Source organism: Shewanella sp. 0m-8 (assembly GCF_052977265.1).
The window spans coordinates 67,978-85,341 of record NZ_JBRIMB010000017.1; the positions used below are offsets into that span (position 1 = coordinate 67,978).

At 43.5% G+C, this 17,364-nt stretch carries 14 protein-coding genes and 1 rRNA gene; 9 read left to right on the forward strand and 6 right to left on the reverse strand.

Annotation, left to right across the window (positions count from 1 at the left end):
- Positions 1–203: 203 nt before the first annotated feature.
- The 5 genes from aceF to ampD form a co-directional block, all read right to left on the reverse strand.
- Positions 204–2,099 (reverse strand): pyruvate dehydrogenase complex dihydrolipoyllysine-residue acetyltransferase, encoded by a 1,896-nt coding sequence (gene aceF / locus ACVBIO_RS10610; protein ID WP_447172558.1) that lies wholly within the window; start codon positions 2,097–2,099, stop codon positions 204–206.
- 13 nt (positions 2,100–2,112) lie between these two features.
- Complete coding sequence (gene aceE / locus ACVBIO_RS10615; protein ID WP_447163845.1) at positions 2,113–4,773, reverse strand: pyruvate dehydrogenase (acetyl-transferring), homodimeric type; 2,661 nt, start codon at positions 4,771–4,773, stop codon at positions 2,113–2,115.
- 110 nt (positions 4,774–4,883) lie between these two features.
- A complete protein-coding gene (gene pdhR / locus ACVBIO_RS10620) occupies positions 4,884–5,636 on the reverse strand; it encodes a pyruvate dehydrogenase complex transcriptional repressor PdhR (RefSeq protein ID WP_447160783.1) in 753 nt (250 codons plus the stop codon).
- A gap of 362 nt (positions 5,637–5,998) precedes the next feature.
- Positions 5,999–6,850: a beta-lactamase regulator AmpE gene (gene ampE, locus ACVBIO_RS10625; RefSeq protein WP_447169867.1), complete on the reverse strand. Its 852-nt coding sequence runs from the start codon at positions 6,848–6,850 to the stop codon at positions 5,999–6,001.
- A gap of 96 nt (positions 6,851–6,946) precedes the next feature.
- Positions 6,947–7,489: a 1,6-anhydro-N-acetylmuramyl-L-alanine amidase AmpD gene (gene ampD / locus ACVBIO_RS10630; RefSeq protein WP_447160781.1), complete on the reverse strand. Its 543-nt coding sequence runs from the start codon at positions 7,487–7,489 to the stop codon at positions 6,947–6,949.
- 264 nt (positions 7,490–7,753) lie between these two features.
- Here ampD and nadC point away from each other — a divergent pair, with 264 nt between their 5' ends.
- The 9 genes from nadC (at position 7,754) to mutT (ending at position 16,599) form a co-directional block, all read left to right on the forward strand.
- Positions 7,754–8,638 (forward strand): carboxylating nicotinate-nucleotide diphosphorylase, encoded by an 885-nt coding sequence (gene nadC / locus ACVBIO_RS10635; protein WP_447163843.1) that lies wholly within the window; start codon positions 7,754–7,756, stop codon positions 8,636–8,638.
- Between the two features lie 1,330 nt (positions 8,639–9,968).
- Positions 9,969–10,373: a type IV pilin protein gene (locus tag ACVBIO_RS10640; RefSeq protein ID WP_447172565.1), complete on the forward strand. Its 405-nt coding sequence runs from the start codon at positions 9,969–9,971 to the stop codon at positions 10,371–10,373.
- Positions 10,374–10,466: 93 nt separating this feature from the next.
- Positions 10,467–12,176: a type IV-A pilus assembly ATPase PilB gene (gene pilB / locus ACVBIO_RS10645; protein WP_447172559.1), complete on the forward strand. Its 1,710-nt coding sequence runs from the start codon at positions 10,467–10,469 to the stop codon at positions 12,174–12,176.
- A 145-nt stretch (positions 12,177–12,321) separates the two neighbouring features.
- The gene (locus tag ACVBIO_RS10650) at positions 12,322–13,593 is read left to right on the forward strand and encodes a type II secretion system F family protein (RefSeq protein ID WP_447172560.1); all 1,272 of its coding nucleotides are present in this window, start codon (positions 12,322–12,324) and stop codon (positions 13,591–13,593) included.
- A 33-nt stretch (positions 13,594–13,626) separates the two neighbouring features.
- Positions 13,627–14,538: a prepilin peptidase gene (locus ACVBIO_RS10655; RefSeq protein ID WP_447172561.1), complete on the forward strand. Its 912-nt coding sequence runs from the start codon at positions 13,627–13,629 to the stop codon at positions 14,536–14,538.
- A 27-nt stretch (positions 14,539–14,565) separates the two neighbouring features.
- Entirely contained in the window at positions 14,566–15,171 is a 606-nt protein-coding gene (gene coaE / locus ACVBIO_RS10660; protein ID WP_447172562.1) for a dephospho-CoA kinase, read from the forward strand.
- 8 nt (positions 15,172–15,179) lie between these two features.
- Positions 15,180–15,914 carry a cell division protein ZapD gene (gene zapD, locus ACVBIO_RS10665; RefSeq protein WP_447172563.1) on the forward strand — a complete coding sequence of 245 codons (735 nt, stop codon included), beginning with the start codon at positions 15,180–15,182 and terminating at the stop codon, positions 15,912–15,914.
- 59 nt (positions 15,915–15,973) lie between these two features.
- A complete protein-coding gene (gene yacG / locus ACVBIO_RS10670; protein ID WP_447160774.1) occupies positions 15,974–16,213 on the forward strand; it encodes a DNA gyrase inhibitor YacG in 240 nt (79 codons plus the stop codon).
- On the forward strand, positions 16,210–16,599 hold the full coding sequence (gene mutT, locus ACVBIO_RS10675; RefSeq protein WP_447172564.1) for an 8-oxo-dGTP diphosphatase MutT: 390 nt from the start codon (positions 16,210–16,212) through the stop codon (positions 16,597–16,599). Before yacG ends, mutT begins: the two co-directional genes overlap by 4 nt.
- Before the next feature lie 392 nt (positions 16,600–16,991).
- Here the strand turns inward: mutT and rrf are convergent.
- Positions 16,992–17,107 (reverse strand): 5S ribosomal RNA (rrf, locus tag ACVBIO_RS10680).
- Positions 17,108–17,364 lie beyond the last annotated feature (257 nt).

The window sequence follows — 17,364 nt, forward strand, 5'->3', positions numbered from 1 at the left end:
AACGATAAATACCGACTCAACGATAAACTGTGGCCAAATCTTGTAAGGTGGCCGCATTTTAACCTTTGTTTGATGCTGATCACAATCCTAGAAACGCTTAATCTTGCTGATGTTTACTAATAGTGCCAATTCAGCGAATTAGATAAGCTATCTAGAAAATAGGCTGCTTGAATCAAGCAGCCTATTTGGATTAAAGCACTAAGTTAAAGCACTAGGGTACGAATGTCTGACAAGCAGTTATTCAAGTACGTGATAAAGCGAGCACCATCAGCGCCATCAATCACTCGGTGATCGTAAGATAGTGATAGCGGTAGCATCAAGCGTGGCTCGAACTCTTTACCATTCCATACTGGCTTCATATCTGATTTAGACACACCTAAAATAGCTACTTCAGGTGCGTTAACGATAGGCGTAAATGCCGTACCGCCAATGCCGCCAAGGCTTGAGATAGTGAAGCAACCACCCTGCATATCAGCAGCGGTTAGCTTGCCACCACGGGCTTTCTTAGACACTTCTTTCAGCTCATCAGATAGCTCGTGAATGCCCTTCTTGTTCACGTCTTTAAATACTGGAACAACTAGACCATTTGGCGTATCAACCGCAATACCTACGTTAACGTACTTCTTCAAAATTAAGCTTTCGCCATCTTCTGACAATGAAGAGTTAAAGGTTGGGAATGCTTCTAGCGCTTTCGCAACTGCCTTCATGATGAACACAAGCGGTGTGATCTTCATACCAGACTCTTTCTTCGCTTCGGCAGCATTTTGCGCCTTACGGAAAGCTTCTAGTTCAGTGATATCAGCATCATCCCACTGGGTAACATGCGGGATCTTCACCCAGTTACGGTGTAGATTAGCACCAGAAATCTTCTGAATACGTGATAGTGGCTTAACTTCTGTTTCACCAAACTTGCTGAAGTCCACTTTTGGCCATGCAAGTAGGTTTAGCTCGCCGCCACCAGCTGCAGTTTTAACTGCGCCAGACTCAACTTGTTTGATCACCGCTTTGATGTAGTTTTGAACATCTTCTTTAACGATACGATTCTTACGACCAGTCCCTTTAACGTTAGCTAGGTTAACACCCAGTTCACGTGCCATACGGCGGATAACTGGAGAGGCGTGAGCGTATGCATGGTTCTCTACAAAGTCTTCTTTTGCAGCAGGTGCAGAAGCCTGACTAGCAGGAGCTTGGCTAGCAACCGGCGCTACAGCTGGTGCCGGAGCAGCAGCTTGTACAGGTGCAGCAACAGGTGCGCTACCTGCGACTTCAAACGTCATAATCAAAGTACCGGTAGACACTTTGTCGCCTTGAGCGATTTTAATCTCTAATACTTTACCAGCAAAAGGTGCAGGAACTTCCATCGCAGCTTTATCGCCTTCAACACTGATAAGAGATTGCTCTTCAGTAACAGTGTCGCCTACTTTAACCATGATTTCAGTCACTTCAACTTCATCACCGCCAATATCAGGTACATTAATATCTTGTACTGATGGTGCTGATGCCACTGCAGCAGGTGCTGCTACTGGCGCTGCCGCTGCTGGAGCTGCCGCTGCTGGAGCTGCAGAACCTGCAACTTCAAAAACCATCACTAAGCTGCCAGTAGAAACCTTGTCACCAACAGCAACTTTGATCTCTTTAAGTACACCTGCAAATGGTGCAGGAACTTCCATAGAAGCCTTATCACCTTCAACGCTCATCAGTGATTGTTCTTCTGTGATGCTGTCACCAACAGTCACTAAGATTTCAGTCACTTCAACTTCGTCGTCGCCAATATCTGGTACGTGAACTTCTTTTAGCTCAGCCGCTGCTGGAGCCGCAACTGGTGCAGCCTCAACAACTGGCGCAGCTTCTGTTGTAGCTACTGCAGAGTCAGATTCAAAAATCATAATTAATGAATCAGTAGACACTTTGTCGCCTACTACAACTTTAATTTCTTTAACAATACCCGCTTGCGATGCTGGAACTTCCATCGCTGCTTTATCGCCTTCAACAGAGATAAGCGATTGCTCTTCTTCAACCTTGTCGCCTACGCTAACAAGGATCTCTGTTACTTCAACCTCATCGGCACCAATGTCAGGTACATTAATTTCGATTGTCATTTTGTATTGCCTCTTACGCGTATAGCGGGTTTGTCTTGTCAGCGTCGATGTTGAATTTAGCAATTGCAGCTGCAACTACTGACTTTTCAATATCGCCACGTTTAGCGAGTTCATTCAGTGCAGCTACAACAACGTAGCCAGCGTTCACTTCAAAGTGACGACGTAGGTTTTCACGGCTGTCTGAACGACCAAAACCGTCTGTACCTAGTACTTTGAATGATTCAGAAGGCATAAATGCACGAACTTGTTCTGCATAGTTCTTCATGTAATCGGTTGCCGCAATTGCAGGTTCGCTGCCCATTACTTGAGTAATGTACGCGGTCTTTTGCTCAGCTTCTGGGTGCAGCATGTTGAAACGCTCAACATCTTGACCTTCACGAGTTAGCTCGTTGAAAGAAGTCACAGAGTAAACATCAGATGCTACATCGTACTCTTCACTCAAGATTTGAGCCGCTTTACGTACTTCGTTCATGATAGTACCCGAGCTCATTAACTGAACCTTGTTGCTACCAGTGTACGACTCAAGCTTGTAGATACCTTTACGAATACCTTCCTCGCTGCCTTCTGGCATTGCAGGCATCGCATAGTTTTCATTCATCAGCGTCAAGTAGTAGAACACGTTTTCTTGGTCGCCATACATACGGCGGATACCGTCTTGCATGATAACGGCTAGCTCATACGCGAATGTTGGGTCGTAAGAGATACAGTTTGGAATCGTGTTCGCTTGAACATGGCTGTGACCATCTTCGTGCTGTAGACCTTCACCGTTCAATGTTGTACGGCCTGCTGTAGCGCCTAATAGGAAGCCACGAGCTTGCTGATCACCTGCCATCCATGCCATGTCGCCAACACGTTGGAAACCAAACATTGAGTAGTAGATGTAGAATGGGATCATAGGTAGATCGTTAGTGCTGTATGACGTTGCCGCAGCAACCCATGAAGACATAGCACCTAACTCGTTGATACCTTCTTGCAATACTTGACCAGAAGTCGCTTCTTTATAGTAAGACACAACACTGCGATCTTCAGGCGTGTATTCCTGACCGTGCGGGTTGTAAATACCGATTTGACGGAACAGACCTTCCATACCAAAAGTACGAGCTTCATCAGCAATAATAGGAACGATGTTCTTACCAATGCCTTTATTCTTTAGCAAGATGTTCAAAGTACGAACAAATGCCATAGTGGTAGAGATTTCACGCTTTTGCTCAACAAGCAAAGGAGCAAACTCTTCAACTGCAGGTAAGTCTAACGGCTTAGTGAAGTTAGGCAGACGCTGTGGCGTATAACCGTGCAACGCGTCACGACGAGCGTGTAGGTACTTATACTCTTCAGAACCTTCTTCTAATTGCAGATAAGGTAGTTCAGATACTTTCTCATCGCTTAGTAAGTCTTCAAGGCCAAGACGGTTACGTAACTGTAGTACGTGAGTCATGTCCATCTTCTTCACGCCGTGAGCAATGTTCTTGCCTTCAGCCGCTTCACCCATACCGTAACCTTTAACTGTTTTAGCTAAGATGACTGTAGGCTTGCCTTTAGTTTCTTGGGCATTTTTGAATGCCGCATAAAGCTTAGATGAGTCATGACCACCACGTTTAAGCGCGAAGATCTCTGCATCTGTCATGTCAGATACAAGGGCCGCTGTTTCTGGGTACTTACCGAAGAAATGCTCACGTACATAAGCACCATCTTTAGATTTGAATGTCTGGTAATCACCATCGATTGTTTCATTCATAAGCTGTAACAGCTTACCCGTGGTATCTTTAGCAATCAGTGAATCCCAGTTGTTACCCCAGATCACTTTAACTACGTTCCAGCCTGCGCCTCTAAATAGGCCTTCAAGCTCTTGAATAATCTTACCGTTACCCATAACAGGACCATCGAGGCGCTGTAGGTTACAGTTAATTAGGAAGCAAAGGTTATCTAGCTTTTCACGTGAAGCGAAAGAGATAGCACCACGAGATTCTGGCTCATCCATCTCGCCATCACCTAGGAAGGCATATACGCGCTGCGCTGAAGTATCTTTTAAGCCACGGCCATCTAGGTACTTAAGGAAACGAGCCTGGTAAATAGCAGACATTGGGCCAAGACCCATAGATACTGTCGGGAACTGCCAGAATTCAGGCATAAGCTTAGGGTGCGGGTATGATGGAATACCTTTGCCATCAACTTCTTGACGGAAGTTATCTAACTGATCTGCAGTCAAACGGCCTTCAACAAATGCGCGCGAGTAGATACCAGGAGATATATGACCTTGGTAATAAACTAAATCACCACCGTCAACTTCGTTCGGAGCTCTGAAGAAATGGTTAAAACACATTTCATAGAATGAAGCCGCCGATTGGTAAGACGCCATGTGGCCGCCGAGGTCTAAATCTTTTTTAGACGCACGCAGCACGATCATGATCGCGTTCCAACGGATAATTGAACGCAAACGGCGCTCAATTGTTGTATTACCAGGATATGCAGGCTCTTGGCTCGTAGGAATAGTGTTGACGTAGTTGGTAGTAATACCCGTCGCCATATCGACACCGTCGAGACGTGCCTTATCAAGTACTTGCTCAAGTAGATACTGAGCACGCTCAACACCTTCTTCGCGTACAACTGATTCTAAAGCAGACAACCACTCATTAGTTTCTAGTGGATCAACGTCATTTAGCATATGTTCAGACATTTGCAGTCCTTTCCTATACGTAATACCTAAGGCACCATTGTCAGTGCTTAGTGTATTTAAATAATAAAAATATGGTTTGGTGACAAGCTTTTGCTCAAAACTGAGTTAGCTTAAACACCACTCTTTAAGCGACGCAGGCTACGCTGCAATCGACTGTCTTCTTCCCGTACAGCCAACATCACTTCTTCAATGTAACTTAAGTGTTCATTGGAAGCTTCGCGTGCTGCTTCTGGATCTCGGCGAATGATGGCTGCGAGTAGTGCTCGCCTGTGGTCATTTGCCGTAGTAGAGGCTTCTTCGCGTCGGCTTAAAAGCTCTAAGTTCTGTGCCACGTTTTTGTGCAGCACAGGGGATAAACTTAATACAAGATGCAGCATAGCCACATTATGTGATGCTTCGGCTACTGCACGGTAAAAACGCACAATGGCATTAGCTTGCTCTTCAATCTCTTTCGCTGCTTCTACTTCTAAAATGGTGCGCTTGATATTTTGCATATCAGCGTCGTTACCACGAAGTGCAGCAAAATACGCCATCATGCCTTCAGTGGCATGACGAAACTCCAGCAAGTCATACTGACTTTCTGAATCTGAGTGCATAAGTTCAACGATTGGATCGGCAAGACTTTGCCAAAGCTGTTCTTTTACATAGGTTCCGCCGCCTTGGCGACGCATTAACAAGCCTTTTGCTTCTAGCTTTTGAATCGCTTCACGCAAAGAAGGTCGAGAGACTTCAAACTGCAACGCCAGTTCACGTTCTGGGGGGAGCTTCTGTCCTGGTTGGATACTACCTTCCAAGATCATCTGCTCTAACTGTCCCATAATGACGTCAGAAATTTTTGGCTGGTTTATTTTGCTATAAGCCATACTGGGCCTCAGCTCCTATTGTAAATTGGTCTTACCAATTTAATTGACTGAGCGCACTTTATCAAATCACACTTTGGAAGTCCAGTTAGTGATCTCCATCAAATCTATGCGCGATGTGTGAGCATAGCTGATTTTTTTCACTATGGGGTCAGACCAATGTGCCAAAATTGACAATTAGCGCATTGATAATAATTATTATAAGCAATTAAACATGGAGAGATTTTTGGTAAATGGATAAGGATTAAAAGAGAATGCGCGATCAGTTAAATGTCGATAAATCGCGCAACTTTCGGTTTAGGTAATTCGATAAAACTAAATTTAACACCTGCTATTTTTTCATTAAAAACACAACCACACGCTCATTAATTAACCACGCCAAATATCGTCATTAGTGAAAGTACGGTAATCAGCAAAATAAAATTACGCTTACTTAACTGCAGTAATGAGATAGTCGATTGCAAACAGATGGGGGCAGACGATGACTCAGGTAATGTTTCTGCTGCTATAGCAACATGCATAATCGTGTCACGCGCTGATGATTTGGGATTTAATGCGTGTGACAACCAGGCCGAAATAGCCTGTCTGAAATGGCCGCTTAATACGTAGCCAAATGAGAACACTCGGCTCGGGATCCAATCAAGTACAAACAACAGGTTATCGACTAACGGTAGTGGAGTTTCATATTGACGACTCTGCTCACTATAAAAGCGCACGGTGCAATACAGTACTGCGCCAACGGGCCCTAATATAATAAGATAAAGTGCAATGGCGCCATAATAACGGTAATTAATCCACGCCACACTTTGGCCGACCTTCTCACCCAGTTCTTTTTCATTCACTGAATCTAAGCTTTGACTCGGATCCAACTCGTTCGCGTAAATGAAACAAGCTTGCGAGTCTGCTCGGCAAGCAGCTTGAATGTAGCGTTTAAATGCCTGCCTCTGGGCATTATGGCTAAAACACAATACGGCTATCGCCACCCATAAGGCAACGCTCACTGCGCCCCACAACATGCCCGATGCAAGCCATGACAACAGATAAACGATGATTGCCGGTAACAAAATAGCCAGAGCCATCATTGGCAATGACTGATCCTGTTGCTCATTAACCAATGATTTATGGTACCTAGACAATAAAGCATCGAACTGCCAGCGATCAGGCAATAATCGTAATCGTTCAACTAAAATTGCAACTAATAACGCAAACAAAGCCATAGCATATACCTTAAATGTTAACGCGCTAACCACTGACCTCTTTACTGCTTGGTCAAATAGTAGCGCCTAATTCCAGCACCTAATTCCTGCACCTAGTTACAGCGCTGCTTTAAAACGCTGCCAATCAAAACTTGTTCCCGGGTCGGTTTTCCGACCCGGCGCAATATCACTGTGGCCTGTAATACGCGTAGGCGTAATGTCAGGATAATTGAGCATCAAGCTGTGAGTCAGCTCAATTAACTTTTGGTACTGCCTATCCGAATAAGCCGCAGTATCCGTCCCCTCAAGTTCGATACCAATTGCAAAATCATTACAATTACTACGACCGGCAAACTCAGACACACCAGCATGCCAGGCTCTATCATCACACGATACATACTGCACTAGCTCGCCATCACGCCGAATTAAAAAGTGCGCCGATACGGCCAAGCCTTGCAAATCTTTAAAACTCGCATCGGCTTCAATATCAAGCGTCCCCTGAAATAACTGGTCGATATAAGGCTCCCCAAAACAGCCTGCTGGCAGACTAATATTGTGGATCACCAGTAAACTAACTTCATTATCAGGTCGTTGATTACAATGCGGTGAAAGGCAGAATCGTGCCTGAGTCACCCAGCCATCGAGTAAATTCAGTGACAAAACAGAGATCCTAAAGCAAAAATAATAGATTCACTTTAGCAGTTTTAACCCTATGAATATAGTCGCGCTTTTGAGATATATCATCCCAAAAAAAGCAACAATTCCAGAGCATAAGCCGCAATAATGCTAACTCTCCCCCTAAAACTTTATGTTAAGATTAAAGGCACTATTAAAGCGTGCCCATGTATACAACAGTTATAACCGCAGTTAGATGCCAGTTATATCAGTTATATGCCAGTTATAAGTCAGTAAGGACAGCCCACCATGCTTGAAAATGATATTCGACTCTCAGTCAAAGCAGCTTTGGATGAAGATTTAGGCCACCAAGGTGCCAATTCAAATCTCACTTCAACACAGAGATCCGATGCAGACATCACTGCACTGCTTATTCCAGCCGACAAAATTGCACAGGCAAGCTTAATCACCCGAGAAGAAGGGGTGTTTTGTGGCAAGGCCTGGGCTGAACAGGTTTTTAATCAGTTAGGTAGCGAAGTAGCACTGCATTGGCATGTGGATGACGGCGATTTAGTCCTGCCTAATCAACTTTTATGTGAGCTTGAAGGTCCAGCCAGAGCCATCCTAACCGGAGAGCGCACGGCGATGAACTTTATCCAAACATTATCTGGTGTGGCCACGCTCACAAAGCATTATGTTGATAAGCTTGCAGGCACCCATACTCGCCTGCTCGACACCCGTAAAACGATTCCCGGCCTGCGCACAGCACAAAAATATGCCGTTAGCTGTGGTGGCGGCCAAAATCATCGCATCGGTTTATTCGATGCATTTCTGATTAAAGAGAATCACATCATGGCCTGTGGCAGCATAGCCAAGGCAATTGCAGCGGCCAGAGCGTTACGCGCCGATAAACCTGTCGAAGTTGAAGTTGAAAGTATTGATGAGCTAAAGCAGGCTCTTGATGCCCAATCCGACATAGTGATGCTAGATAATTTTGATATCACCATGATGATAGAAGCAGTTGAGCTTAATAACAGCTATAAAGCCAGAGGCCTAGGCGTAAAACTAGAAGTCTCAGGTGACGTCACTATCGACACTATTGCTAACTTTGCCAAAACCGGTGTCGACTTTATTTCCGTCGGCGCGTTAACAAAGCACGTTCGCGCACTGGATCTGTCATTAAGACTTAAATAAACACAGCTTAACCGCAGTTAAGCTGTAAAAAAGGTTGGCGAGCGCTAACCTTTTTACTTTTAAAGAACTAGCCAACTGCCCGTTACTTCTCCACGCTTTTTACCTATCTTCACTTTTAACTGTAATTAAAGCGCACGACTGTGATTCTAATACTCGACTCTCTAAAACATCAAAAATAAAGCCTAAAAGACTATAAAAGACTGTATTTAGTTATCACATCTTATCGCATAAATACGAAACAGTTATGACTCTTCATTTAAACACGCTGATTGAATCAAAGAATAATTATTAATCATCGAAATACTGGCTAGCTGACTTAATATCAATAAACCTACGTTTGAATTCTTATGTTATTTAAACGCTAAGCTATGCTTATTCAAACAGTTGCATTTTATCTAATGGATTATTAAGTCACCATAATTGAGCCCAACCTTTAGCAATATCTGTCAAATATCTAGTACTTAGCTTCCGTCCTCACCAACAAACCAGAACTGCAGTATTAACTATTTTAGCGTAAAAGCATCAACAAGAGTCTTGATGTAGATTCGATTCCCCACCACACCATAGCTACCAATACTTATAAAAAACGAACAAAACCGTTTTTTAAACTGAGGCTAAATGAACCTACACTTCAGTAAATAAACCAATGACAAAAGGTTCAAAAAAATGACACCTTCACCACATACGTCAATATACAGTCGACACAAACACAACTCTCGCAACCTTTTTACTAAAAAACCTCCATTTTCAGAAAAAATCATAATTAGATGGATACTTTATAGCAATCCGGTATTCCATTTTCATTAACTTTGTACTAACTTGCACTTAGGCAAATAGCCGCCTTGATTCACCTGTTATTAATGTAAATAGAGAGAAAGCTTAAATAACTTTTTGACTGTACAAATTACAATCAAATTTTGTTGGCAGTATTTATGCCAATGTATGTACAAATTTAATACTCTGCATACATGAGCAAAATCACTTTATTAACAACTAACCAGGTAATCACATAACTAAAATTTGATATAAGATAGACACTGATACCTCTCGTCGCGCTAGTCATCATTTATTCATGATTAGCATGGAGCTTCATGATTAGCATGGAGCAATGCGATGTGCTAACGCAGGAGCATCAAGCAAGGTTGAAGCACTATTTACACTGAATATATTTTTGGATACGCGCTTAATCCAATTATTAAACCCGTGCTAATCATATCTATGACTAGCGGTGATTAATAATTTACGAGATAACTAATCGAAATACCATGATTAGGTCGCTCCCCAAAAACTTCAAAGCTTTCTAATGGAGATAGATATGAAACAGTTACAAATGAACAAAGCTAAGGGCTTCACCCTAATTGAATTGATGATCGTAGTAGCGATTATCGGTATTTTGGCAGCAATCGCATTGCCTGCTTATAAAGATTATGTGACATCGGCTGAAGGTGGCGCAGCAATGAAAGGCTTGACTGCTTTTGCTCAAAAATCGCAAACTTGTATTCAAACAGGAATAGGCTGTAGTGGTACAACTAACCCTATGACGGCAGAAATAGCAAAAAACAGTAAACTAACAGGCACAGCTCCAGCTAAAGGGACTGGAACAACTTTAACTTGGACAGACAGCACTTGTGTTTTAACTGCAACATTTGATGATGTTGGTGGTGTCGCTTATGCAGTAACCAAAGATACTGCAGATAAACTTTGTGCTCAAGGTGCTGGCTTACCAACATCTTAGTAATCGAAAATCAAACAACGGGGTTATACGTTAACTTCCGTTGTTTGATGTATAGATACTAAATAAATAATTAAGTAAATTGGGAAGAGAATAATGCCTACAACGGGGCTTCATTTAGGACTATCAACCCTCTTTATTCGTAAAAATTTGCTCACTGAGGAGCAGATAGCACTCGCTATCGCTAAATCCCGTAAAAATAAAACATCACTTGTTTCTACTGTTATCTCTGAAAACCTAATCGATGCCCGGAAAATTGCCGAACTCTGTTATGACGAGTATGGTACGCCGCTGTTGGACCTGAACGAATTCGATATTAATTCTATCCCCGAAGAGTTTCTCAATAAGAAGCTGATCGAAAAACATAAATGCCTACCGCTATTTAAACGCGGCAATCGCCTCTATATCGCCACATCCGATCCCACCAATATTGCAGCGTTAGAAGATTTTCAATTTAGCGCGGGTCTGCACGCTGAAGCGATTTTGGTTGAAGATGACAAGCTCACCAAAGCGCTAGAGAAAGTGTTAGAAGATGATATTAGCGGCCTAGATCTTGATAATATCGATGCCGACGCCTTAGCTGGCATTGAGGTAACCGATACAAATAAACGTGATGACGAGCAAGATAATGACGGCAAAGATGACGCGCCAATTGTCATCTATATCAACAAAATTTTAACTGACGCCATCCGTAAAGGTGCTTCAGACTTACACTTTGAGCCTTACGAGAAGCGTTATCGCATTCGCTTTCGTATCGATGGCATCTTGCATGAAGTCTCCGAGCCGCCGGTTAACTTATCAGGCCGTATATCTGCCCGCTTAAAAGTGATGTCAAAGCTTGATATCGCCGAGCGCCGCGTACCGCAAGATGGCCGTATTAAGATGAAACTATCGCGCACAAAATCTATTGATTTCCGTGTTAGTACCTTGCCCACCATCTGGGGCGAGAAGATTGTAATGCGTATCTTAGACTCCTCATCTGCCCAGCTCGGTATTGAGAAACTCGGTTATGAAGATGACCAAAGATTATTGTATGAAGATATGCTGCAAAAGCCTCAAGGGATGATCTTGGTGACTGGCCCTACGGGCTCAGGTAAAACCGTCTCGCTTTATACTGGCCTTAACATTCTTAACACCGAAGAGCGCAATATCTCGACCGCCGAAGATCCAGTCGAAATTAACTTAGAAGGCGTAAACCAGGTCCATATTAACCTTAAAGCAGGGTTAACTTTCGCATCGGCACTGCGCTCATTCCTGCGTCAAGATCCTGATGTGGTGATGGTAGGTGAGATCCGAGACCTGGAAACCGCTGAAATAGCCATTAAAGCAGCGCAAACCGGACACTTAGTACTATCGACCCTGCATACAAATTCTGCGGCTGAAACTTTAACCCGCTTAATCAATATGGGGGTGCCCGGCTATAACATCGCTAGCTCAGTTAATTTGATTATCGCTCAGCGCCTATCAAGACGCCTATGCCCAACCTGTAAAGCCCCGGAAGATATCCCAGGCGATGAGCTATTAAAGCTCGGTTTTAGTCAGCAACAAGTCGATACAGGCATAACACCCCACAAACCTGTCGGATGTGATCTCTGCTCAGGTGGCTATAAAGGCCGTGTCGGTATCTATGAAGTGATGAAGATGTCAGATGAAATTGCGCGCACGATTATGGAAGGCGGCAACTCGCTACAAATTCTCAAACAAGCGAAAAGCCAGGGCATGCGTGATTTGCGCGATTCAGGCCTGTTAAAGGTTATTCAAGGCGTCACCAGTATCGCAGAGATTAACCGCGTCACCAGCTTTTAATCGACACCATTAATAGACATCATTAATAGACACAATAAAATGGCTTCAGCCTTAAAATGTGCAGCTCAAAATTAACCGACATGAAGCGTTACCTAAAATAACAATTATAAAATCACGAAATAGAATAACGATATAAAGGGCCGCTATGGCAATTGCAACTAAAACCTCTAAGCAGTCTCGTGAAAGAAAAAAAACCAAGAGTGAGCCTAAGGTTGTCACTTATGAGTGGAAAGGCACCAATCGCGATGGCTCAAAAACTTCTGGTGAGCTAAGAGGTGTTTCGAGCGCTGAAATTCGCGCTCAATTAAAAAGCCAAGGTGTAACCCCAAAGCTGGTAAAAAAACAAGCAGCACCACTTTTCAAACTTGGCGACCCAAAAATACAGCCCATGGATATCGCCATGGTCACCCGGCAAATTGCCACCATGTTGGCGGCAGGCGTGCCTCTTGTGACCACAATTGAGTTACTTGGACGCGGCCATGAAAAAGCCAAAATGCGTGAACTGTTAGCAACTATTCTTAGCGAAATCCAGTCTGGTGTACCTTTATCAGATGCTCTTCGCCCACACAGAAAATACTTCGATGAACTCTATGTGGATCTTGTCGCAGCGGGCGAGCACTCAGGCTCCCTCGATACCGTTTTCGATCGTATTGCCACTTACAGAGAGAAATCTGAAGCACTTAAATCGAAAATTAAAAAGGCCATGTTTTACCCGGCCGCGGTTGTTATCGTAGCAATTTTGGTAACGGCTTTATTACTACTATTTGTAGTGCCACAATTTGAAGAAATTTTTAAAGGTTTTGGCGCTGAGCTTCCCGCATTTACTCAATTTGTATTGGTTATCTCCCGTGGACTTGAAAGCTCTTGGTATTTCTTTGTTGCCGCTATCGCTATTACTGTTTTTGCTTTTAAAAAAGCACACCTAAACTCACAGCACTTTCGTGATCAAGTTGATGCATTTCTTTTAAAAATACCAGCCATTGGTCCCATCCTTCATAAAGGCGCTATGGCTCGCTTTGCCCGCACCTTAGCCACCACCTTTGCCGCCGGAGTGCCATTAATTGAAGGTCTTGAGTCTGCCGCTGGCGCATCGGGTAACGCTGTGTATCGTAAAGCGATATTGAAAATTCGCACCGAAGTGATGTCGGGCATGCAGATGAACGTCGCCATGCGCACAACCGGTCTGTTCCCTGATATGCTAGTACAGATGGTGATGATTGGTGAAGAGTCAGGATCGCTAGATAATATGCTCAACAAAGTGGCTAACATCTACGAGATGCAGGTAGATGATGCCGTTGATGGCTTATCAAGCCTGATAGAACCGATTATGATGGTCGTCATCGGCACCGTTGTTGGCGGCCTAATTGTTGCCATGTACTTGCCAATTTTTGAAATGGGTAAGGTTGTAGGTGGTTAACTCGCAAGTTTAATTTACAATTTAAGAATAATAATGACTGAACTAATTTCTGTTTTTAGCCAAACCCCCTGGCTTTTTATCGCACTAAGCTTTATTTTTGCCGCTGTTATCGGCAGCTTTTTAAACGTAGTCATTCATCGTATGCCGGTAATGATGAAGCGTGAGTGGCAGCAAGAATGCAATCACTACTTAAGTGAATACAAAAAAGAAGTGTTCGATAGCAATAAAAAACAGCTTGAAGCGCCAATCGATGCTTTTCCTGAAAAATACACCCTTGCCGTGCCCGGCTCTGCTTGCCCTAAATGCAAAACCAATATCAAACCGATGCATAACCTGCCCATTTTTGGCTGGTTAATGCTAAAGGGCAAATGCGCGGCATGTAGTAATCCTATTTCGGCTCGCTACCCTATTGTTGAACTCATTACTGGCGCACTCGTTGCCTTTTTAGCCTGGCATTTTGGTCCCACATTAGAGTTTGCGCTAACCACTTTACTGACATTTTGTCTTATCGCGTTAACCGGGATAGATCTAGACGAAATGTTACTGCCAGACCAGATTACTCTGCCGTTATTATGGCTGGGGCTCATCATCAACTTAAGTGGTACCTTTGCGACAACATCAGATGCCTTAATAGGTGCAGCAGCAGGGTACTTGAGCTTATGGAGCGTGTTTTGGCTGTTTAAACTGCTTACTGGTAAGGACGGCATGGGCTATGGCGACTTTAAGCTGTTGGCCGTTTTTGGCGCCTGGTTTGGCTGGCAAGTGCTGCCTTTGGTTATCTTACTGTCATCACTTGTTGGCGCCATAGTCGGTATCGCACTTATCGTGTTCAAAAAATTAAATCATGGTAACCCGATCCCGTTTGGACCTTACATCGCTGCTGCTGGCTGGATAGCGATGATCTGGGGCGAAAGCATTACCAACTGGTATCTTTCTACCTTATAGAGGGTCGTAAAGAGTAAAGGAGTCACTATGGCTGACTATATAGTTGGACTAACAGGCGGGATAGGTAGCGGAAAAACCACTGTCGCAAATCTTTTTGCTGAGCTCGGGATTACGCTCGTTGATGCCGACATTATCGCCCGCGAAGTGGTAGCTAAAGGCTCTACAGGTCTTATCAAAATTGCAGAACACTTTGGCTCAGACACGCTACTCGCTGACGGTAACCTTGATCGTGCAAAGCTTAGAGAAAAGATATTTTCAAATAACGCCGAGCGACTATGGCTAAATAACCTATTACACCCAATGATTAGAGAATCAATGCTGCAGCAGTGCAAAAATGCACAATCAGATTATGTAATTATGGTTGTACCCTTGCTATTTGAGAACGGGTTAGATAGGTTAGTAGATCGAACACTTCTGGTGGATATTTCGCCGGAGCTGCAGCAACAAAGAACGATTAGCAGAGATGCGGTTACTGCAGAGCAGGTAAAAAATATAATAGGTAGTCAGGCTTCTAGAGCTGAGAAACTGTCAAAAGCTGATGATGTCATAGACAACCATGGAGAGATATCGGCGTTAAAGTGCAAGGTACACGCACTACATAACTTTTATTTAAAATTATCCAGTAATTCTTGAATAACGCCATGACTGAATTGATCTATGAACAACCTCTGAACGAAAAAACTCGTAGTTACTTGCGCCTAGAATACTTGGCTGAGCAACTACAGGCTAACCTAGATCAAGATCATCAGCATCGCTGTTTTTATCCCCTTTTCTCATTGTGTGAACTTACCGAGCGCTGCGATTACCGCGGTGAAGTGCTCAAAGATTTAGATAGGCAACTGTTTGCCTTATCAAAATGGCAATCTCTACCCACTATCAATGATGAGCAAGTTGAGCTTTACATCTCAAAGTTGAGTACGTGTAGAGACATATTACAAGCCGCTCAACGCCCAGGTCATGAACTAAAGCATGACCGCTTCTTGTCTGCATTGAGGCAAAGATTCAATATGCCCGGTGCGAGTTGCAATTTCGACTTACCACAACTGCATTATTGGTTAGCAAAACCGTGGCAGGTTCGCCAAAGTGAATATCAAGATTGGGTGGGTCAGTTTGCAAGCATACTGTCACCGGTAAAATTACTGCTAGATTTAACAAGGCAAACTACACAATACCAAGTAAAACAAGCTAGTGGCGGCTTTTACCAAGGCAATAGTAAACAGCCTTTATCACTGATAAGAGTCAAACTCGCCGCCGAACAGGGCTGCTATCCAACCATTAGCGGACATAGAAACCGCTACGCGATACATTTTGTACAATTCGACCAACAGAAGCATTCTGACCAAGCGATCGAATTCGAGTTGGCAACCTGCACTTAACGCTTTAAAATCTACTTATACACTTTTAAACGTCAGGCTCTAAGCTGACAAGGTTCATTATGTCTTTAACCGTAAAATGCCCGACTTGCCAAAAGCCCGTAACCTGGAATGCTGAATCTGAGTTCAAGCCATTTTGCAGCGAACGCTGTAAATTAATCGATCTTGGAGATTGGGCGTCAGAGAAAAATGCCATCCCAGTAAAATCAGAGTTCGATCCTGAAATGCTAGATCAATTAGGCTACGACGAGGATGACTTTTTTCTAGATAAAAACCCATTTGAAGATGATAAAAACCAATGAGCAAACTGATCCACGTTGCTGTTGGAGTGATCCAAGATAAAAATCAACGCATCTTATTGGCAAAGCGTCCTGAACACCTACACCAAGGCGGAAAGTGGGAGTTCCCTGGTGGTAAGGTGGAAAAGTCAGAGACGACTTCAGAAGCGCTCATTAGAGAGCTTAAAGAAGAAGTAAACTTAGACGTAAATGCTACCGAACCCATGATGGAAATCCACCATGACTATGGTGATAAGCAAGTCTTCTTAGATATCCATTGGGTAACCAATTTTAGTGGTGAGGCAAAGGGCTTAGAAGGCCAGCTAGTCAACTGGGTTGAAAGAGAACAACTCAGCCAGTACGAATTCCCCGATGCCAATAAAGCCATCTTAGAAAAGATCCTTAGCTAGAGTTAACCTCAACGATTACAAACGAAAAAGCCCGCTACATAGTAGCGGGCTTTTTTGCTTCTCTTTCGAGAATCCTTTTTTGTCTTCACTTTTACAAAAGTGAAATAAAAGTGGCGCCTACTCTCGTAGTTCGCGCAGCGAACACATGGGGGTGAAAGTTGGGCGCTTTGAATACGCAGTATTCAGTCTGACTTGAACGCGGAGTAACTTGTTACGAAGCTGGGGAACCCGCTCAGCGGCGGGCGACCGTCATGGATGACGGAAGTGTCGATTATGCAGGAGCAATAATCTACTCGACGTTGGAAGTGGCTCTTTTCAGCGTTCGCATATACGAAAAAATCCCGTTGCGTTAGCAACGGGCTTTATCGCTTCTCTTTCGAGAATAATTTGGCGCCTGGAAATGACCTACTCTCACATGGGGAGACCCCACACTACCATCGGCGATATTGCGTTTCACTTCTGAGTTCGGAATGGATTCAGGTGGTGCCACAACTCTATGGTTTCCAGACAAATTCTGTATTACTTTCAGTTTTCAAAAAACTAAAGGTAAAAAATTTTAGAAAGCTGTTACTCGCCTAAGCAAGTAATTGAAATTAAGTTATTGAGTCTACACTACATTAAGCGTCACTCTTTTCAGAGTTAGTTCTAATTTTGATGATGTAAAAACATCAGTCTCATAAAACCCATTAGGGTTGTATGGTTAAGCCTCACGAGTCATTAGTACAAGTTAGCTCAACGCCTCACAACGCTTACACACCTTGCCTA